Here is a 17087-nt window from a genome sequence, read left to right as displayed (position 1 = left end):
GCCTTCACCTACTTATATGTAATGTTCTTATCACATACTATTTGCAAAATGTAGGTCTTGCTATTCATAAAAAAATACTCATCTTATAGATGAGTATTTTTTATAATGATTTTTCTCTTTTCTTTCGAAATGGTAACCACCAATTCCAGTCTCCAAACAATTTCATTAAACTTGGTACAAGCATAAGACGAATAATTGTTGCATCAAGGAATATTGCTAATGCAACACCAAGCCCCATTTGTCTTACTGGTAAAATATCAGTAAAGGCGAATGCGCCCGTTACAACGATCATAATTAATGCAGCTGATGTAATAATTCTACTTGTTGAAACAAGTCCTTCTAACGTCGCCTGATCGTTATCTCCTGTTTCTTCATATAATTCATGGATACGTGAAATAAGAAAGACTTCATAATCCATGCTAAGCCCAAAGACAAGGCCGAAAATGAAGATTGGTAAAACAAATAGAACTGGACTTGCTTCTAAACCAAAATGACCACCTTCGAATAACCAAACAACAATTCCAATTGTTGCGCTTAAACTAAGTATATTCATAATAATCGCCTTAATTGGAATGAGTATAGATCGAAATGCAAATAATAATATAACAAAAGTCGATCCAAATATAACAGACATACCAATTGCAACTTTATCTTTAATTTCATCTTCTAACTCTTGTTGGAACGTCGTCATTCCCCCTAGATAATACGTAACGTTCGTTTCTTTATAATTTTGTTTAAAATCACGCACCCACTGTTTCCCAATTTCTGTACGTGGTTTTGTATGTAAAAAGACTTCGATTGTTGTCTTATTTCCTTTCGTATACGCTTCAAATACCGGAGCTATTTTAGCAGCTTCTGGCGACTGTAACATCCCAGCAACTTGATCTGATTTCATTCCATTTAAACTGTCGTATAAACTTCTTACTTCATATACTTTCTTATCATCTTTTAACTTTTGAATGACTTCTTCTACCTTTTGTAAACTTTCTTTTTCTCTCATATCTTTTTTCGTCTCTACCACTAACGTAGCATCAGCATGTGTTTTTGCAGTTTTATTAAATGCCTCTTCGTACTTCTCATATGCAATTCTTGTATCACTTTGTTTAGGTAAAGCTTCTACGTCAGGGAACTGTAAATTAGCTGTACGTAATGGTAATAAACAAATCACAATAAATGTTGTAACAACAATAATCATCGCAATTGGATGTTTCATTACAAATTGTGCAAATGTACGCCACGCCTTTGCCGGCGTATGTGCTACTTGATTCTTTTTTAATATTCGTTTACCAATTAAGGATAATAGCGCTGGAAGGAGTGTGAGCGAGAATACAATACTCATAATCACAACAATCATTCCACTAATTGCGACAGACTGAATATAATCGATTTTAAAGAAAAACAAACCGGATAGGCCAACGAATACACATAATCCTGAAAATACGATTGCCCGCCCTGCTGTCTGATATGTAATTGCTATTGCTTCTTTTACCGTTCGCTTTGCAACTTCCTCTCGAAAACGATTTACAAATAATAGCGCAAAATCAATAGATAACGCAAGTCCGATCATCGGTGCAACATTTAGCACAAAGATAGATAGTTCCTTATCGCTACCTATAAAATATAATATGCCCATCGTACTAATAACACTAAGTGCCCCATTTACAATTGGTAAAATAGATGCCAAAAGGCTACCGAATGAAAATAGTAATACGAGAAATGCAATTGGTAACCCAATCATTTCTGCCACTTTTAAATCATTTTGCGTTCTTTCATTAATCTCTTTATTAATTTTCGGAAACCCTGTAGGTGTTACTTTTAATGCAGTATTACTTTCCTTTTCAATTTTATCAGCAAATTGTAATGTCTTTTCCATTCGTTCTTTATTTGTTTTCCCGGAAAATAAAATTGTCGCATAGCCGATATCATCTTGTAACATTTCTTTATTTTGCACTGGATGATGGAAAGATTCATATGTCTCTTTCTCTTGAACATTCTTTACAATTTCCTCTAACTGCTTTTTAAATTCCTCATGTGAAACACCTTTATTTTTTTCAAAAACGAGTAGGAGCGTATCTTGAGACCTCTTAAAATCTTTATCTAAAATTTCTTTCGTTTTTTGATAGTCTCCTTCTGTTTGGAAACCGTCACCACCTAATACTCCCGGTAACTTTGGAGCGAAAATACCGAGTGCCATCGCAAGCAATAATAATGCTACAATTACTGTATAACGAAACTGATATAAAAAAGCGCCTAACTTCCCCCACTTATCTACTTTATGTACATTTGTTTTCACACATTTTCACCTACTTTACATCATTCAATTGTTACTTATAATGTATCACATCTTCATACAAACAAAAAACGTCTAGAAAAACTATAATAATAGTTTTTCTAGACGTTTTTCTATCTCTCTTTATTAAGAGCAAACCTCTCAGTAAGTAAACGATGGTAATAAATCGCCATAATTAATAAAATACCACCTACGCAGTAGCCTGCTAAAATATCAGTTGGATAATGTACATTTAAAATGACTCTACTTAATCCAATCGATACGATTACTATTCCCATGAAAAGCGTTATCACATATTTTCCGGTCACACTCTTCAAATTTGCTGCAATGATATAAGCAAGAAACCCGAATGTCATAATAGATAACATCGCATGCCCACTAGGGAAGCTATACCCAAGTGCATCCAACGCTTCGTTTAACGAAGGACGATCTCTTTTCACAATTTCTTTTATTCCTTTATTCACAAGATGTGTTACTAAAATGCCCATAGGATATACAATCATCGCAGCAAAATAACGTTTTCTCCAAAAAACAAGTAAACTTATAATGAGCGTAGTTACGATTCCAATGGCAGACCCTAATTTTGTATAATGTGAGAAAAATGCAAACGACTCTTCTGTTTGTACTCCTTTTACTAATCCTCGGACATATGTATCCATCACTGTAACGCCACCAGCATGTACTCTCCAAGCAACAATGCCAAATACAGCAAATAATAAACCGATACACATTACCTCATATTGATGCAACTTCTTCTTCAAACGATTTCCTCCTACTATGAAAAAATGCGATTTCTACTTTAGAAACCGCATTTTCTCACTTATTTACCTTTTGTTTTTAACTCTGTCCAGTAACGGTCGTAGTCTTTTAGCTTATCGTCTACATCAACAAGCCATTCTGTACGATCTAATTCTTCTTTCGTTAAGAAGATCATGTGGTTTTCACGATATTCTTTACTATGAAGAGGATGAGCTTTTTCATTTGGATTACTGTATCCAATTGATTCGTAGTTTTTCACACTTACTTTTTCATCTAATAAGTAGTTCATAAACTTCTCTGCAAGCTCTTTGTTTTTCGCACCTTTTGGAATTGCTAACGTATCAGCCCAAATTGTGCCGCCTTCTTTTGGTACAACGTACTCTACATCTTTATTATCTTTTGCGATAAATGCTGCATCCCCAGACCAAACTGTTCCGATCCAAGCATCTTCTGTAATGAATTTTTGTTTAATATTATCTGTATCAAATGCTAATAAGTTTGGAAGTAGCTTCTGTAAATCAGTTGCTGCTGTCTTTAACTGTGCATCGTCTTTCGTGCTGTTTGAGAATCCATGCTTCTTAAGACCCATTCCTAACACTTCACGAGAATCATTTAATAAAGTTACATGCCCTTTATATTTCTCATTCCATAAGTCAGCCCAGCTTGTAGGTGCTTCCTTCACATACTTTTTATTGTATGCAATACCTGTTACGCCCCAAGTATATACTAAAGAATATTTATTCTCTGGATCAAACGCAGGTGTTTTAAAATTAGAAATCATGTTTTCGATATTTGGGATATTCTTTTTATCTAACGGCGCTAATAAATCCATTTTCGCCATCGTTTTAACCATATAATCCGACGGCTGAATTAAATCATACTTCGCGCCACCTGCTTGTAATTTCGCAAACATTTCTTCATTACTTGCATACTTATCATAGTTAATTTTCACGTTATATTTCTTTTCAAAATCTCTTAGCACTTGCTCATCAAAATTGTCAGCCCAGCTATAAATGTTTAACTCTTCTTTTTTTTCACCACAACCAGCAAGTACACCAGCAACAAGGCTAAAGCTAATTACTGCGCCGGCTAATCTTTTCATTAATTTCATCGGTTTTATTACCTCCTCGTACTTTCTATATCGTTCGTATTATAAAGGAAGGTGTCCTCCAGAGTTTTCTTCACCATCTGCACCTTTGTTACGGAAGATTTCAGATAGAACCATTAATCCTACGATAGCCACAATTAAAATTGTAGAAAGTGCATTAATTTCTGGTGATACTCCGCGCTTAACCATACTGTAAATGTATAATGGCAATGTTGTTGATCCTGGTCCTGATACGAAGAAACTAATTACAAAATCATCAATTGATAATGTGAATGTTAATAATGCAGCCGAAATAACTCCAGGTGCAATCGCTGGGAACGTTACAAAACGAAATGTTTGCCACGGCGTTGCTCCTAAATCATTCGCAGCCTCTTCTAAATCACGTCCCATACCAGAAAGACGTGCTGCTAAAATAACGACAACAAATGAAATGCTAAAAGTAATGTGTGCAATAATAATTGTTGTTTTACCAAGCTCCATACCTAATTGACTAAATAAAATAAGTAAAGATAATCCCATTAAAATATCAGGAATTAAAATTGGTAAATACACAAGACCGTTAATGGCCCCTTCATAACGATATTTATAACGATGTAATGCAATTGCGAAAATCACACCAAGAACAGTCGTTACAATCGTCGTTACAATCGCAATCGTCATACTATTTACAAATGCATCAATAACATCTTGTTTTTGAAATAAATCTGTATACCAATGGAATGTGAACCCTTCCCATTCCGCATTAATGCGAGAATCATTGAAGGAATATACCATTAAAACCATCATTGGAAAATACAAGAACAATAAAATTAACCAAGAATAAGAAACTAAAAACTTCTTCATTTTTGCCTATTCCCCTCCGTTCCCATCATATTTATATACTTTCGTTGCACGATAATATAAGTAAATTAACAGAACAGAGAATAGAACAACAATCATAGATAACGCAGATCCAAACGGCCAATCACGCGCTCCTAAGAATTGATTTTGAATTACGTTTCCGATTAATGCTACTTTCGATCCACCCATAACGTCTGATACAACAAACATTCCGATAGAAGAAACAAACACTAAAATAGAACCGGTAGCAATCCCTGACATCGTCATTGGTACTGTAACATTCCAAAATGCCTTTACTGGTGTTGCCCCTAAATCATAAGCTGCTTCTAGCTTACGCTTATCAAGCTGCTCAATCGCTGCATACACCGGTAAAATCATAAATGGTAATAAAGAATATACCATCCCAAGTATTACAGAAGGTGTATTGTATAGTAAATTTAACGGTTCACTAATAACGCCTAGCTTCAATAACAATGTGTTTACAAGACCTTGTGAACGTAAAATAACAATCCATGCGTATGAACGAACAAGGAAGTTAATCCAAAACGGGATCGTTGCCAATAATAAAAGAATCGAACGATATTTACGATCAACAATTGTAATTGTATACGCAAATGGATAACCAATTAGTAAACATATTACTGTCGTAATAACCGCAATTTTCACTGTTTCCCATAACGTCCCCATATATAATGGGTCAAATACACGTGCTATGTTCTCTAATGTAAATTGCATTTCCACTGTCCCATATGCTCCGCGCTGCATGAAGGCAAATGCCAATACAAACAGAAGGGGAATTAGGAAGAAGCTTAACAGCCACGCGACTGTAGGTAGTGCGAGTAATTTCCCTTTTTTCAATTTAAGGTCACCTCGTCCTCTTGCTCCCAGCCTACGTATACATTATCTCCAATGCTCCACTGCGCTGCTTCTTCAGCAGTTTGATATGCCATTAGTAATTCTGATGTTTTCTCATCACGTACATAAAGCTTTTCCATATTTCCAACAAACTCAATGTCTTCAATATGTCCAAGGTGGTATTCTTTTAAAATCTGCTCTTCAACCGAACGCACTTTTACATTTTCAGGGCGAATTGCTACATAGCCTTCCCCGTTTTTCACAATATTATTTTCACCGATAAATGTCGCAACGAACAACGTTTTCGGCTTATTATAAATTTCTTTCGGCGTTCCGATTTGTTCAATATGGCCTTTATTCATAACAACGATACGATCACTCATGCTCATCGCTTCTTCTTGGTCGTGCGTTACGTATATGAACGTAATTCCTAAATTACGTTGTAAGTTTTTCAATTCACGTTGCAAGTCTTTTCTTAACTTAAAGTCTAATGCTCCAAGTGGCTCGTCTAGTAATAATACACGCGGGTTATTTACAATCGCTCTCGCAATTGCTACACGCTGCTGCTGTCCACCAGAAAGCTTTGCAGGTTTACGATTACGGAACTCAAGTAACTGCGTTAAACGCATTGCCTCTTCAGCACGCTCTTTCTGCTCTGCTGCCGGTACTTTCTGCATTTTCATACCGAAACAAATATTTTTCTCCACATTCATATGTGGGAATAGCGCATAATGTTGGAACACTAGGTTCATATGACGCTTATATGGTGGCAAATCGTTAATCTTTTCATCATCTAATAAAAGATTCCCTTTAGTTGGAGTTTCAAACCCTGCGATCATACGAAGTAACGTCGTTTTCCCGCAACCACTCGGTCCTAAAATAGTTAAAAATTCCCCTTCTTTAATATCTAAAGAAAGCGGTGGGATAATCACTTGATTTCCAAAATGTTTTTCTACTGCTTCAACTTTAATAATCTTTTTCATTTTCCCGTCCTATCTACCTCAAATTTAAATTTTTATATTCATGAATAAATATTTATGTTCTATAGACTATTTTTTGTTTCGATCCAAACAAAAATGGTTATTTAGCAAGCGTTCACTTCTATTCTTTATGTAGTATGTTTGATTCATTTTCGCCTGATACATAATGTCGAACAGAAAAACCCCTTCCATTGCGAAGGGGCTTTTATCATACGGCTACGCCTACTGATAAACACCATCATCATTTTAACAACTTTCGTATGAATTTTAAAGCACTTTTTGTAGAAGAGTAGCGAATTTTCATATCGAATGCCGTAGATTGGGCTAAAATGCTTTTATAATGTGAAAAAGTCCGAAAACTTTCTTCCCCATGATAACTCCCTAATCCACTACTTCCGACGCCACCAAAAGGTAAATATGGTGTTGCAAGATGATAGACGACATCATTAATACAGCCTCCGCCATACGAAATATTACTCGTTACTTTCTTTTGTACCTCTTTATCTTCAGAAAATACATATAACGCTAACGGCTTCGGATGTTGCTGGATTGTGCCAATTACATCTTCTATATTGTCATACTCTATGATTGGTAAAATCGGACCAAAAATTTCATCTTCCATAACGGAACTTTTCCATGTAACATTAGTTAACACTGTTGGTTCTATATGTAAAGTCTCTTTTTTATAGTTCCCACCAATTACAGTTTTCCCATCTTTCAAAAACGTACATAAACGTTCAAAATGACGCTCACTCACAATTCGTACATAATTATCATTGTGCAGTGGCTCTTTCCCATACTGCTCCGCAATTTCATGTCGCAACGCTTCAATTAACTGTTCTTTCACGGAAGCATGCACATACATATAATCAGGTGCTACACACGTTTGCCCTGAATTTAAAAACTTTCCCCACACAATCCTTCTTGCCGTTACATCTATTTTCGCATCTTTATGTACAATACATGGACTTTTCCCGCCAAGTTCTAACGTAAGCGGCGTCAACTGTTTTGCTGCTGCTTCCATGACAACTTTCCCCACGCCCACACTACCTGTGAAGAAAATATAATCAAATGGTTCCTTCAGCAAAGCTGTACTCTCTTCAACGCCGCCTTCTACTACCGCTACAAGCTCTTCTTGGAATAAATCCTCTAAAATCCTTGTAATCACTTTGGAAACGTTTGGCGTTAACTCCGACGGTTTTAAAACGATTGTATTTCCAGCTGCTAGAGCTCCTACAAGTGGCGCAATTGCTAATTGAAACGGATAGTTCCACGGTGCAATAATAAGTGTCACACCGTACGGTTCAGGTACTACTTTCCCCTTTGATCCAAAATGAGTCAGCGCTGTTCGAACACGCTTCGGTTTACTCCACGATGAAATATGCTTCAATTGAAAGGAAATTTCTTTTAATACATATCCCACTTCCGTTGTAAACGACTCATGAACTGACTTATTTAAATCTAATTTCAACGCCTGAAATATTTCTTCTTCAAAACGCTGAATGCCTTCATAAAGCTTCTTCAAATTATTCTTTCTCACTTCTATACTTCTCGTATGGCCATTATAAAAATATGCTTTTTGTTTATTTACAATAGAAGAAACATTCATTCATTCACCTTCTCCCACTATTTTTATCCAATTCTTTCATTATTTATATAGACTTCATATATAATAAATTTCTATTCATAAAGTTACATTATATATAATTTCTTCTTTTATATAAAATTCATTGCTCACAAAAAAAACTACCGAAAGCAAATCTCTCGGTAGTTTTACTGTATTAACGATATAAACGAACAGCACCTGCAGAATTATCATCAGCTTGTCCTACTACTTCAAACTTCAGGCCAAGATTCGGTAAAATACGCCCTGCATCTGGAATCTGTTGATTAATATACGTTTTTGAATCATCAAACTTCGGTACACCCGCTAAGCCATCATACGTAAATGTTCCACGCGTTGGAGATACAACTTTCCAAGCTGGTGTTTTGTCGAATGAGAACGCCGCATCAGCAATTTGGAATCGTGTACTACTCTTAACTGTCGGTTTACCATTTAAAGTTCCTACAATTGCTTCTGGATGAGAATCCACTACGCCAAGGAAACCGTGTCCTGGGTGTACGCCAACCCAGTTATCTGTGTAAGCTGAATCCGCATACCATACAACCATACCAGTGTTAAATACTGGACCGCGTGCAAATTTCAATGCGTTATCTGCACCAGCATAGTTTCTCCACTCTACATAATAGTTATGTTTTTTCTTCTCAGTTCCGTTAGATACAACGAAGCCGTCTAATTTTAATTGTGGTGTCCCTTCTGCATCATCAGAGAATACTACTTTACCATCTACTGTTAATGAAGCATTATCAAGAGCAAATCCATTTAATGCTAAACCACCATCAGTAATGTAATCAAATGTTAATTTTACTTTCTTACCTTTGAATTGGCTTAAGTCATATGATTTGTCAATCCATTTTCCATTTGTCGAATCTGCATTTCCACTATTAGCTTTCTCACCAAGTCTTTCAATTAACGTTTGTTTACCATCTTCTGTTACAGCATGTACTTCAAGGAAGTCATACTCTGCTTCAATTTCATATAATGATTTGAAATCAAATTTTGCATTCGTTGCATTCGTTAAATCGAACAGTGGTGTTTCCATCTTCGTATGAAGATCGTCACCTTTTGTGCTGTAGTAATACTGTTTACCAAATGCTGGGGCAATTGTTTTTACATCTTTATCAGGTAAGTTTACACGAATCATACCTGGACGGTTAGATTTCGTAACACTTTGGTCTAAATATGTTGCTAAACCGATACCTTTATTTAATTTCTCGTAATCTACTTCTACGATATTTGCCCAGTTACCACCGATTGTTTTTTGGAAAAACTCTTTATTTTGCGGTGAGAAACTTGTTGGCGTTGTTCCTGCAATTTTACCAGCCCAGCTACCGCCACTCATAATAGACCAAGATTCAATCGGCTCACCTTGACCGCTATATTGTGTATCATACTCATCTGGAAGACCTAAATCATGACCATATTCATGTGCGAATACACCAACTGCGCCATCTTCTGGCTCAATTGTGTAGTCAAATGCTGCCATCTTTCCTCCCCAATACGGAACTTTCGCTTGTGTGCCTTCGATTGGGAATGGTTTCGGTCCAACAGTCCAGCGATGTGACCAAATTGCATCGTCACCTAATTTACCACCGCCTGCTTCTTGTCCAACACCTGCATGAATAATCATTAAGTGATCGATTAAACCGTCCGGTTGATTTTGATTTCCATCGCCATTTACATCGTATTGATCGAATTGGTCGAACTCTGATAAATCAATACCGCTATCTACAGCTGCTTTTAATGCATCTTTTACTAAATCACGTGGTCCTTTTGGTCCTTTATTATCATGACCGCCGCTTGCAGCATCCGCACCGTAATCAGCAGCTTTACCAGGAACTGTTAACCATTTTGTAACCGTTCCGTCTACTGTATAACTACCGCCAGATTGCTCTTCATAATATTGTTTAAATGTTTCAATTTTACTTCCATCATCTAATGTGAATGGCTCATTACCGAATAACATTTTTTCATAATGTTCTTTGTTAAAGTCTTCCGAATACATATAACCAGGTTCTTTATCGATATTGTTATGTTTAAAGTCAGCGTACTCTACAAGTAGAACGAGTACTTTATCTTTACGAACATCACCGTTGTACACTTTTTGCTTTGCTGGAGATGTTGGTACTTTACCATTTAGACCACCTTTAACTGGCCCTGTCGCTGCAGGTGTTCCTGTCGCAGGTTTATCTAACTTTTCTTTCGTATCTGCTTTTGCATCTTTCACTTTCTTTAAAAAGTCAGATGCTTCTTTCGTAAGTGGGTCCCCATTTGATACTTCTTTCCCAGGGTTTTCACCCTTTTTGTTCTCTACGTATTTTTCGACAGCTTTCTTTGTTTCTGTCTCTGAAGCCTTCGAATCAATTACCCCACGTTTTTTTAGCGCATCTGCTAAACGTTCTTCCGGAATTAAATGATCATCAACTGGGCTCGTAGCTGTCTTATTAACAGGCGTTTCAGCATATGCAGACTGGCCACCCGCTCCGAATGAAAGACCTAATACAGCTGTCAAAGCGATTGATGATAAAACTTTGAACGGTTTCTTGTTCATCCCTTATTTCCTCCCCTAATAAATAATATGTATTACAAATTGAATTTTATTAAAAATTCAATATTTTTTCAATATTTAGTCATATTATGTAATGTTTTTAATATATTTGTAAAAATTCCATAGTTAGCATACGAATATATCACAATTCAACAATGTTTTCTGAAAATATTGAAAATATTTGTCAGAAACTTTATAATCGCCATAGAGGGAATTTAATGGGGATTTTATCTTTGTTTTATCTACAAAATATTTGATAATTCACTACATAAAAATACAAAATCTGATTGTATTATCACGTATTCTGTAGCAGCAGTTATGACCGATAATTAGGGAGGAATTACATTTGTACAAAGATAAGACTGACGCATTGGATCAAGAATGGATTGATTTAATACTTGAAGCTCTAGACGCTGGTATTGCACTACAAGATATCGAACATTTTTTCCAACGTATGAAGCCGGCCACTCAGGCTCAATAGGTTTGTTCTTTTTAGCGAAGTTTATGTTATAATAATGACATCATAAGACGACGACATATTGATAGAAAGGTGCGCAAATATGATTGGAGAACGTATAAAACGCCTGCGTTTACAAAAAGGTATTTCATTAACTGAACTTGCCGAAAAAGCTGGCGTTGCTAAATCTTACATTAGTTCTATAGAACGAAATTTACAAAAAAACCCTTCCATTCAATTTCTTGAAAAGATCGCAGCAGTTCTACAAATTCCAGTTGATACTTTACTTCATGATGAAACAACAAAGGAAAATCACTTAGACTCCGAATGGACACAACTCGTTAAAGATGCAATGAGCTCAGGTGTCTCCAAAGAACAATTTCGTGAATTTCTTGAATTTACAAAATGGAAGCAAGATCAAAAATAATAAATAGAAAGAAGTGCTTACAATCGGCACTTCTTTTTTCTTTATAAAAAAAAAGCGGGGGATACCCGCTTTTTTTATTTATTATCTTTCTTCGCCATCTGCTTGATGAGCGTTGAATGTCCATTCTAAGTTTAATGAATCACCTTGGAATTTATTTTGATCTTCTTGATTATCTGTGAATTCAAATTGTACCCATAAATAGTCCTCTGTACCAGCATCTAAGCCACCGTTTTCTCCCCACTCAGGAGCAAAGATTGCTTTAGCTAAAACATCTGGCTTTTCGTTTTGTAACTTAGCTAATGTTGTTTCATATACAGGCTCACTTTGTTTATCCCAATTCCAAATGAATTTCACCTTAATATGCTCACCAAAGTCTACACCAGCATTGTCACCTTTTGCATCTGTCACAGTATACTTTGTTGCTAATTGAACATCTTTAATTGCTATCGTACCACTGTTCTTTAATAAGAATTCTTTCTTAACAGAATCCCCTGGTTTTAAATCTTTAATATCTACAAGCGTTTTAGGGTCTAATGTAAGATCTAACGTCCCAGCTGCAAATGTATTGTTCGATACTTCTTTATCGCTAAAGTATGCGAATGTTCCTCCACCAATTAAAGATAACCCCAATGCTGCTGATGCAACTCCCATACCTAATTTCTTTTTCAGACTCACAATCAATTCCCCCTAGCTGTTTTTTATATTTTTTATTGCTATCTCTTATTTACAATAAGAGATATAACTAAAGCTATATTAGCTTAGCTAATATTTGTTCTTTTTTAAAAACCTTATGTTCATTATAACGAACATGCCTATATAAATACAACAAATATTTATTAATATTTTCAGTTGTTTTTATTTCTCAATATTATTCCGAAATTTCTAAAAAAATAAAGCGGAATAAAGAACGTTAATTAATTTCCTTATATATACTAATTATTATCCTTCACCATCATACCGCCAATTAATTTTCTCGTATCTTTATTTTAACATGCATTGTTAAAATAAAGATGACACGCCGAATAGGTGAGTCGCAATACGCTCTCACCTACTCGGCTTCAGAACCTCTATTCGCTCTGAAATGTCGCTGTATTTTACTTGCTATCTTTATTTCTGTTCTTCTTGTTTCTTCTTCTCTTCTAGCTTTTTCGCCTCCTCTTGTTTCTTCTCTTCTAGCTTTCTCGCTTCCTCTTGTTTCTTCTCTTCTAGCTTTCTCGCTTCCTCTTGTTTCTTCTCTTCTAGTTTTTTCGCTTCCTCTTGTTTCTTACTCTCTTCTAGTTTTTTCGCTTCTTCTTGTTTCTTCTCTTCTAGTCTTTTCGCTTCCTCTTGTTTCTTACTCTCTTCTAGTTTTTTCGCTTCTTCTTGTTTCTTACTCTCTTCTAGTTTTGCTGTTTCATCTACTAGTAACTTCTCAAAATCTTGAATTTGTTTATCAATCACTTGTAAATTAACTTCTTTATCAATATACTCACAGTTTTCTTTTACTATATGGAAGCCAGCATTCACATACGAGAATACTTGCTTATTCGATTCAGTTGTATGTCCTTTTAACTCTTCTTGTACTTGATTATACGGTTCTTCTATTGATTTATATACTTTTTGTAACGATTCTCTCTCAGCAGCTATCTTCTCGCGACCTTGCTTCCATATAACAAGCGCCTGTTCTATCTCCTGAGTGGATCTAACATTTAATTTTGATTTCATCTCTTTATACTCATGCAAAATAACTTCCTTATGCTGCTTAGCTTGTTCTATTAATTGATCAACTGTTTTTGGAAAAATACTTGCTGTAGAAATAGTAGCCGCTACTTTCGTTTCATGAACGAAAGCTGCTTCTGTATAAGTCATCATTTGAGAGCCTAAATAAAAAGTAATAGAACACAAACATGGCAATATAAGCATCTTTTTGAATTTACGCGGTGACTTCAGCATTTTAATCTCTCCTATCGAACAACGTGTTCTTTATCAAGAACTATATCTTTATTATAATAAAATGAATTACAAAATGATATAAAAATTATGTTTCTTTTTACATCTCACTTTTAGCAGAAAAAGAGACTATCACTTTCGATAGTCTCTTTTTGTTGTCCTTATTATTTTGTTTCACCATCGCCTTGCTGTGCATCAAACGTCCAAGTTAATTGTAACTTATCGCCTTGGAATTCATTTTGATCTTTTTTATTATCAACGAATTCAAATTTCACTTTGAATTTATCAGATTTACCTGCTGAAATACCTTTTTCATCCCAGAACCAAGCAGCTAAATCATTATTTACCGCAGTAAGTGTGTCACCCTTCAATTTATCTAGCGTTGTTTCTTTTACGATTGTTTCATGCTTGTCTACATTTTTTAAGAATGTTACTTTAATATGTTTACCAAAATCATCTTTATTATCTTTCTTCACATCTTCTACATTGTAATCTGTTTTTAGTAGTACTTTTTTAATATCTAATGTCCCTTTATTTTCTAATTTAAATTCTTTTTCAACTGTATCACCAGGCTTTAAATTCGATACATTAACAACTGTTGATGGATTTAATGCTAAATCAAGCGTACCAGTCGCAAATGTATTGTTTGACACTTCTTTATCACTGAAAAATGCAAACGTTCCTCCGCCAACTAATGCAGCCCCTAATACTGCTGATGCGATACCCATTCCTAATTTTTTCTTTAAAGTCATGTCCATATCCCCTTAATCTATATATTTGTCAACTTCCTAATCGGAAAGTATAACCAAACAAACTAGACGGATTGTTCTACTTTTTTCTCTTTCTTTTCTCCATCAATGCTACGAATCGCACTAAAAATAGTAATAGCGGAATAACCTAGTAAAAAGACTCCTGGAATAATAAGAAGCAAAGCTGCTCCCGCTTTTGAATTCGCATAATTTAATGCATACCCTGCATAAGGAACTGTAATATCTGCATATTTCCCAATAACATTCTCCGCAAGTACTGGTTCTAAATCAGCACCGTTGTTGTTATCCCCTTTTGTTTCATACATTACTTTTCCATTTGTATCTTTTACACCGATAATACGGTGAGTGATAATTTTTTCATCTTTCTCTTTAAAGGTAATAACATCACCTTTTTTATATTTAGAACCATCTTTCGTCGGCTCTATCGCAATGATTGATCCTGTTAAAAATGTCGGTTCCATCGATCCTGATAACACTGATTTAAATTGATATCCCATCACTGTTGGATCTCCGCCGCTCGCTTTTGAAGAAATAACTACAAAAGCTAAGCAAATCATCAATGCAAATAAAACAAATGAGATAACGTTGCTAATCACCTTCCAAATTAATTTCATCGTATCTCTCCCTCTCCGTTGTTTTATATTATTTGAAGTATGCAATATTCACTTCCGTTCTTTAACAAGAACACAACTAAATAATATAACGAACAAACCGGAAATGCAATAAGAAAATTTACAATTATTAGTTATTTTCGATATATAAAAAAGACTGTGACAAAGTCTCTTCACAGCCTTTTAACTAGTAATTTATTTTTCTTCTGCTTTCATTTCTTTTGTATTTCGGCGTAGCACTGCAAATAAAATGGCTCCAAATAATACAGCGGCACCTATCCCAATGCTTATTATTTTCACATTTGATTCCTTTACTTCAGGCTCAATCGTATCTTTTTTAGGCATCGCAAAAGTAACATCTTCTTTAGAAAGAACATTAACCGTCGCAATTGTTTGATTATTCTTTGTGATATCAACTGCCCCAACTACCTCACCACGATGAATTCCTTTATGATATAAAGAATCTTTATCTAATGAAGCCGCACGGAAAATTGTCCTTACGTTTTTTCCTTCATCTTTCTTAAGCATAAGTTCTGCACTTTGCTCAAGTTCGCTATCAATGTCTTTATTTAAATACGTTGTCTTTTGATGCCAACTATGTTTATCTAGTACCGTTTGCTTCACAAATTGACCAAAAGAATAGTCCGCCATCTGCTTTAAATCTTCATAAATTTCAGGTCTTTGAGAAGCCATTACTACATTTATAATACGATTTCCATCCTTCTCATTTAATAGAACGAGCGTATTGCGCGCTTCATTTGTAAAACCTGTCTTACCGCCAATACTAAATGGATTTTCAAAATAAGTAGATTTATTAAAAATAGACACCGTCTGCCTAGATGTCGTAACTGTCGTCCTTTTCGTATTCATCGCTTGCAAAATCTCAGGGTACTTTTGCACACCTCTCGTAATCATAGCCATATCATATGGCGTAGTATAATGGTTCGGATCATGCAATCCATTTGGTGTTACAAAATGACTGTCGGTAGCGCCTAATTGCTTCGCTCTCTCATTCATCATATTAGCGAAATTCTCAACACTTCCGCCAATACGCTCCGCAATCGCATACGACACATCATTCGCACTTAGCACCATTAAAATCATAAGTGCAGTATTTCTATTAATCGTCTCACCAGGTTGAAACTCAATTTGATAATTACTCTTCTCTTGATCTAATGCTAATTGTGAAAACGTAAATTGATCCTCTGGCTTCGTATGCTCCATAAGTAAAATCGCCGTTAACACTTTCGTCATACTAGCTGGAAACGCACGATGATGTGCGTTTTTATCGTACAAAACATCTCCAGTTTTCGCATCAATCGTAGTTGCAAACTGACTAAAAACATTTGGCCCTTCCTTAGGTGGTGGTGCCACTTGTTCTGGATTCACTCCAATATTCGTCTCAGCACGTAACGTCATAGGTGTCAAAAAAAATAAACAAATAACGGTAATAAAAGCCAAAATTTTCTTTAAATTTACCATATGACTCTCCCTTTTCACTATACTCTCACAGTTTAAAAATTGAATCTACCAATCTATATGTAATTTGTATTAAATTGGAAGAATATTCACTATTTTTTACTATATCATACTTTTACGATAAAGAACATAAATATACAATAAAAAATAAGAAAGAATTATTCTTTCTTATCCTTCTCATCAATTAATGAATCTATTAATTTTTGACTAGCTTCCTCAGGTGTAATCTCATCTGTCATCCCCATAAACGACCAACCTTTAGAATCAACCCACTCAACAAACTCTTGCAAAAACTCATCATGTGTAACATCCACATCAAGAATTGAGCCATTAATTGAAATCGTTCTATTTTTAGATACGCGCATCTTGAACGTCTTCCTTACCATTACGATAATTCTCCCTTTGCTTTTGAA

General features: G+C 35.3%; 16 protein-coding genes. 2 read left to right on the top strand and 14 right to left on the bottom strand.

Features of this window, described 5'->3' with window-relative positions; all coding sequences use genetic code 11:
• Positions 1–100: 100 nt before the first annotated feature.
• The 8 genes from ACTFSI_RS06700 to inhA1 all read right to left on the bottom strand — a co-directional run bounded on the left by ACTFSI_RS06700 (position 101) and on the right by inhA1 (position 11004).
• A complete protein-coding gene (locus tag ACTFSI_RS06700) occupies positions 101–2293 on the bottom strand; it encodes an MMPL family transporter (protein ID WP_138322287.1) in 2193 nt (730 codons plus the stop codon).
• Positions 2294–2403: 110 nt separating this feature from the next.
• Positions 2404–3051 (bottom strand): phosphatase PAP2 family protein, encoded by a 648-nt coding sequence (locus ACTFSI_RS06695; protein ID WP_000727789.1) that lies wholly within the window; start codon positions 3049–3051, stop codon positions 2404–2406.
• A gap of 59 nt (positions 3052–3110) precedes the next feature.
• The gene (gene potD / locus ACTFSI_RS06690) at positions 3111–4160 is read right to left on the bottom strand and encodes a spermidine/putrescine ABC transporter substrate-binding protein PotD (RefSeq protein ID WP_000772507.1); all 1050 of its coding nucleotides are present in this window, start codon (positions 4158–4160) and stop codon (positions 3111–3113) included.
• 39 nt (positions 4161–4199) lie between these two features.
• Positions 4200–5000 (bottom strand): spermidine/putrescine ABC transporter permease PotC, encoded by an 801-nt coding sequence (gene potC, locus ACTFSI_RS06685; RefSeq protein ID WP_000714198.1) that lies wholly within the window; start codon positions 4998–5000, stop codon positions 4200–4202.
• A 6-nt stretch (positions 5001–5006) separates the two neighbouring features.
• On the bottom strand, positions 5007–5855 hold the full coding sequence (gene potB / locus ACTFSI_RS06680) for a spermidine/putrescine ABC transporter permease PotB (protein WP_000715504.1): 849 nt from the start codon (positions 5853–5855) through the stop codon (positions 5007–5009).
• Positions 5852–6835, bottom strand: coding sequence for a spermidine/putrescine ABC transporter ATP-binding protein PotA (gene potA / locus ACTFSI_RS06675; protein WP_000720320.1), 984 nt, complete (start codon positions 6833–6835; stop codon positions 5852–5854). Before potA ends, potB begins: the two co-directional genes overlap by 4 nt.
• 238 nt (positions 6836–7073) lie before the next feature.
• Entirely contained in the window at positions 7074–8441 is a 1368-nt protein-coding gene (locus tag ACTFSI_RS06670) for an aldehyde dehydrogenase (protein ID WP_138322288.1), read from the bottom strand.
• A 172-nt stretch (positions 8442–8613) separates the two neighbouring features.
• Entirely contained in the window at positions 8614–11004 is a 2391-nt protein-coding gene (gene inhA1 / locus ACTFSI_RS06665) for a M6 family metalloprotease immune inhibitor InhA1 (protein ID WP_001035921.1), read from the bottom strand.
• Between the two features lie 343 nt (positions 11005–11347).
• Here inhA1 and ACTFSI_RS06660 point away from each other — a divergent pair, with 343 nt between their 5' ends.
• Together ACTFSI_RS06660 and ACTFSI_RS06655 are read left to right on the top strand one after the other, a co-directional pair.
• A complete protein-coding gene (locus tag ACTFSI_RS06660; RefSeq protein ID WP_000276215.1) occupies positions 11348–11482 on the top strand; it encodes an anti-repressor SinI family protein in 135 nt (44 codons plus the stop codon).
• 79 nt (positions 11483–11561) lie between these two features.
• Positions 11562–11885, top strand: a complete 324-nt coding sequence (locus tag ACTFSI_RS06655; protein WP_000578882.1) for a helix-turn-helix domain-containing protein — start codon at positions 11562–11564, stop codon at positions 11883–11885.
• A gap of 81 nt (positions 11886–11966) precedes the next feature.
• Here ACTFSI_RS06655 and calY read toward each other — a convergent pair whose 3' ends face one another.
• From calY to ACTFSI_RS06625, 6 genes are all read right to left on the bottom strand, one after another.
• A complete protein-coding gene (gene calY / locus ACTFSI_RS06650; RefSeq protein ID WP_000053733.1) occupies positions 11967–12560 on the bottom strand; it encodes a biofilm matrix protein CalY in 594 nt (197 codons plus the stop codon).
• A gap of 432 nt (positions 12561–12992) precedes the next feature.
• Entirely contained in the window at positions 12993–13817 is an 825-nt protein-coding gene (locus ACTFSI_RS06645) for a DUF4047 domain-containing protein (RefSeq protein ID WP_138322289.1), read from the bottom strand.
• 161 nt (positions 13818–13978) lie between these two features.
• Positions 13979–14566, bottom strand: a complete 588-nt coding sequence (locus ACTFSI_RS06640) for a CalY family protein (RefSeq protein WP_000172840.1) — start codon at positions 14564–14566, stop codon at positions 13979–13981.
• Positions 14567–14628: 62 nt separating this feature from the next.
• Complete coding sequence (gene sipW / locus ACTFSI_RS06635) at positions 14629–15198, bottom strand: signal peptidase I SipW (protein ID WP_000767806.1); 570 nt, start codon at positions 15196–15198, stop codon at positions 14629–14631.
• Positions 15199–15390: 192 nt separating this feature from the next.
• The gene (locus tag ACTFSI_RS06630; RefSeq protein WP_000247649.1) at positions 15391–16677 is read right to left on the bottom strand and encodes a D-alanyl-D-alanine carboxypeptidase family protein; all 1287 of its coding nucleotides are present in this window, start codon (positions 16675–16677) and stop codon (positions 15391–15393) included.
• Positions 16678–16832: 155 nt separating this feature from the next.
• Positions 16833–17060 carry a hypothetical protein gene (locus ACTFSI_RS06625; RefSeq protein WP_064470011.1) on the bottom strand — a complete coding sequence of 76 codons (228 nt, stop codon included), beginning with the start codon at positions 17058–17060 and terminating at the stop codon, positions 16833–16835.
• Between the last annotated feature and the right edge of the window lie 27 nt (positions 17061–17087).

This window comes from Bacillus cereus group sp. MYBK101-2 (genome assembly GCF_051918845.1).
GTDB classification, from domain to species: domain Bacteria; phylum Bacillota; class Bacilli; order Bacillales; family Bacillaceae_G; genus Bacillus_A; species Bacillus_A paranthracis.
Note: the sequence above shows the minus strand (reverse complement) of the source record. Positions and strands in the feature narration are given on the sequence as shown.

Coding starts and splice junctions, on each gene's coding strand:
- potD (WP_000772507.1), bottom strand. CDS start 4,160: ATGAAATTAATGAAAAGATTAGCCGGCGCAGTAATTAGCTTTAGCCTT.
- potC (WP_000714198.1), bottom strand. CDS start 5,000: ATGAAGAAGTTTTTAGTTTCTTATTCTTGGTTAATTTTATTGTTCTTG.
- potA (WP_000720320.1), bottom strand. CDS start 6,835: ATGAAAAAGATTATTAAAGTTGAAGCAGTAGAAAAACATTTTGGAAAT.
- ACTFSI_RS06670 (WP_138322288.1), bottom strand. CDS start 8,441: ATGAATGTTTCTTCTATTGTAAATAAACAAAAAGCATATTTTTATAAT.
- inhA1 (WP_001035921.1), bottom strand. CDS start 11,004: ATGAACAAGAAACCGTTCAAAGTTTTATCATCAATCGCTTTGACAGCT.
- ACTFSI_RS06655 (WP_000578882.1), top strand. CDS start 11,562: ATGATTGGAGAACGTATAAAACGCCTGCGTTTACAAAAAGGTATTTCA.
- ACTFSI_RS06645 (WP_138322289.1), bottom strand. CDS start 13,817: ATGCTGAAGTCACCGCGTAAATTCAAAAAGATGCTTATATTGCCATGT.
- ACTFSI_RS06640 (WP_000172840.1), bottom strand. CDS start 14,566: ATGACTTTAAAGAAAAAATTAGGAATGGGTATCGCATCAGCAGTATTA.
- sipW (WP_000767806.1), bottom strand. CDS start 15,198: ATGAAATTAATTTGGAAGGTGATTAGCAACGTTATCTCATTTGTTTTA.
- ACTFSI_RS06630 (WP_000247649.1), bottom strand. CDS start 16,677: ATGGTAAATTTAAAGAAAATTTTGGCTTTTATTACCGTTATTTGTTTA.
- ACTFSI_RS06625 (WP_064470011.1), bottom strand. CDS start 17,060: ATGGTAAGGAAGACGTTCAAGATGCGCGTATCTAAAAATAGAACGATT.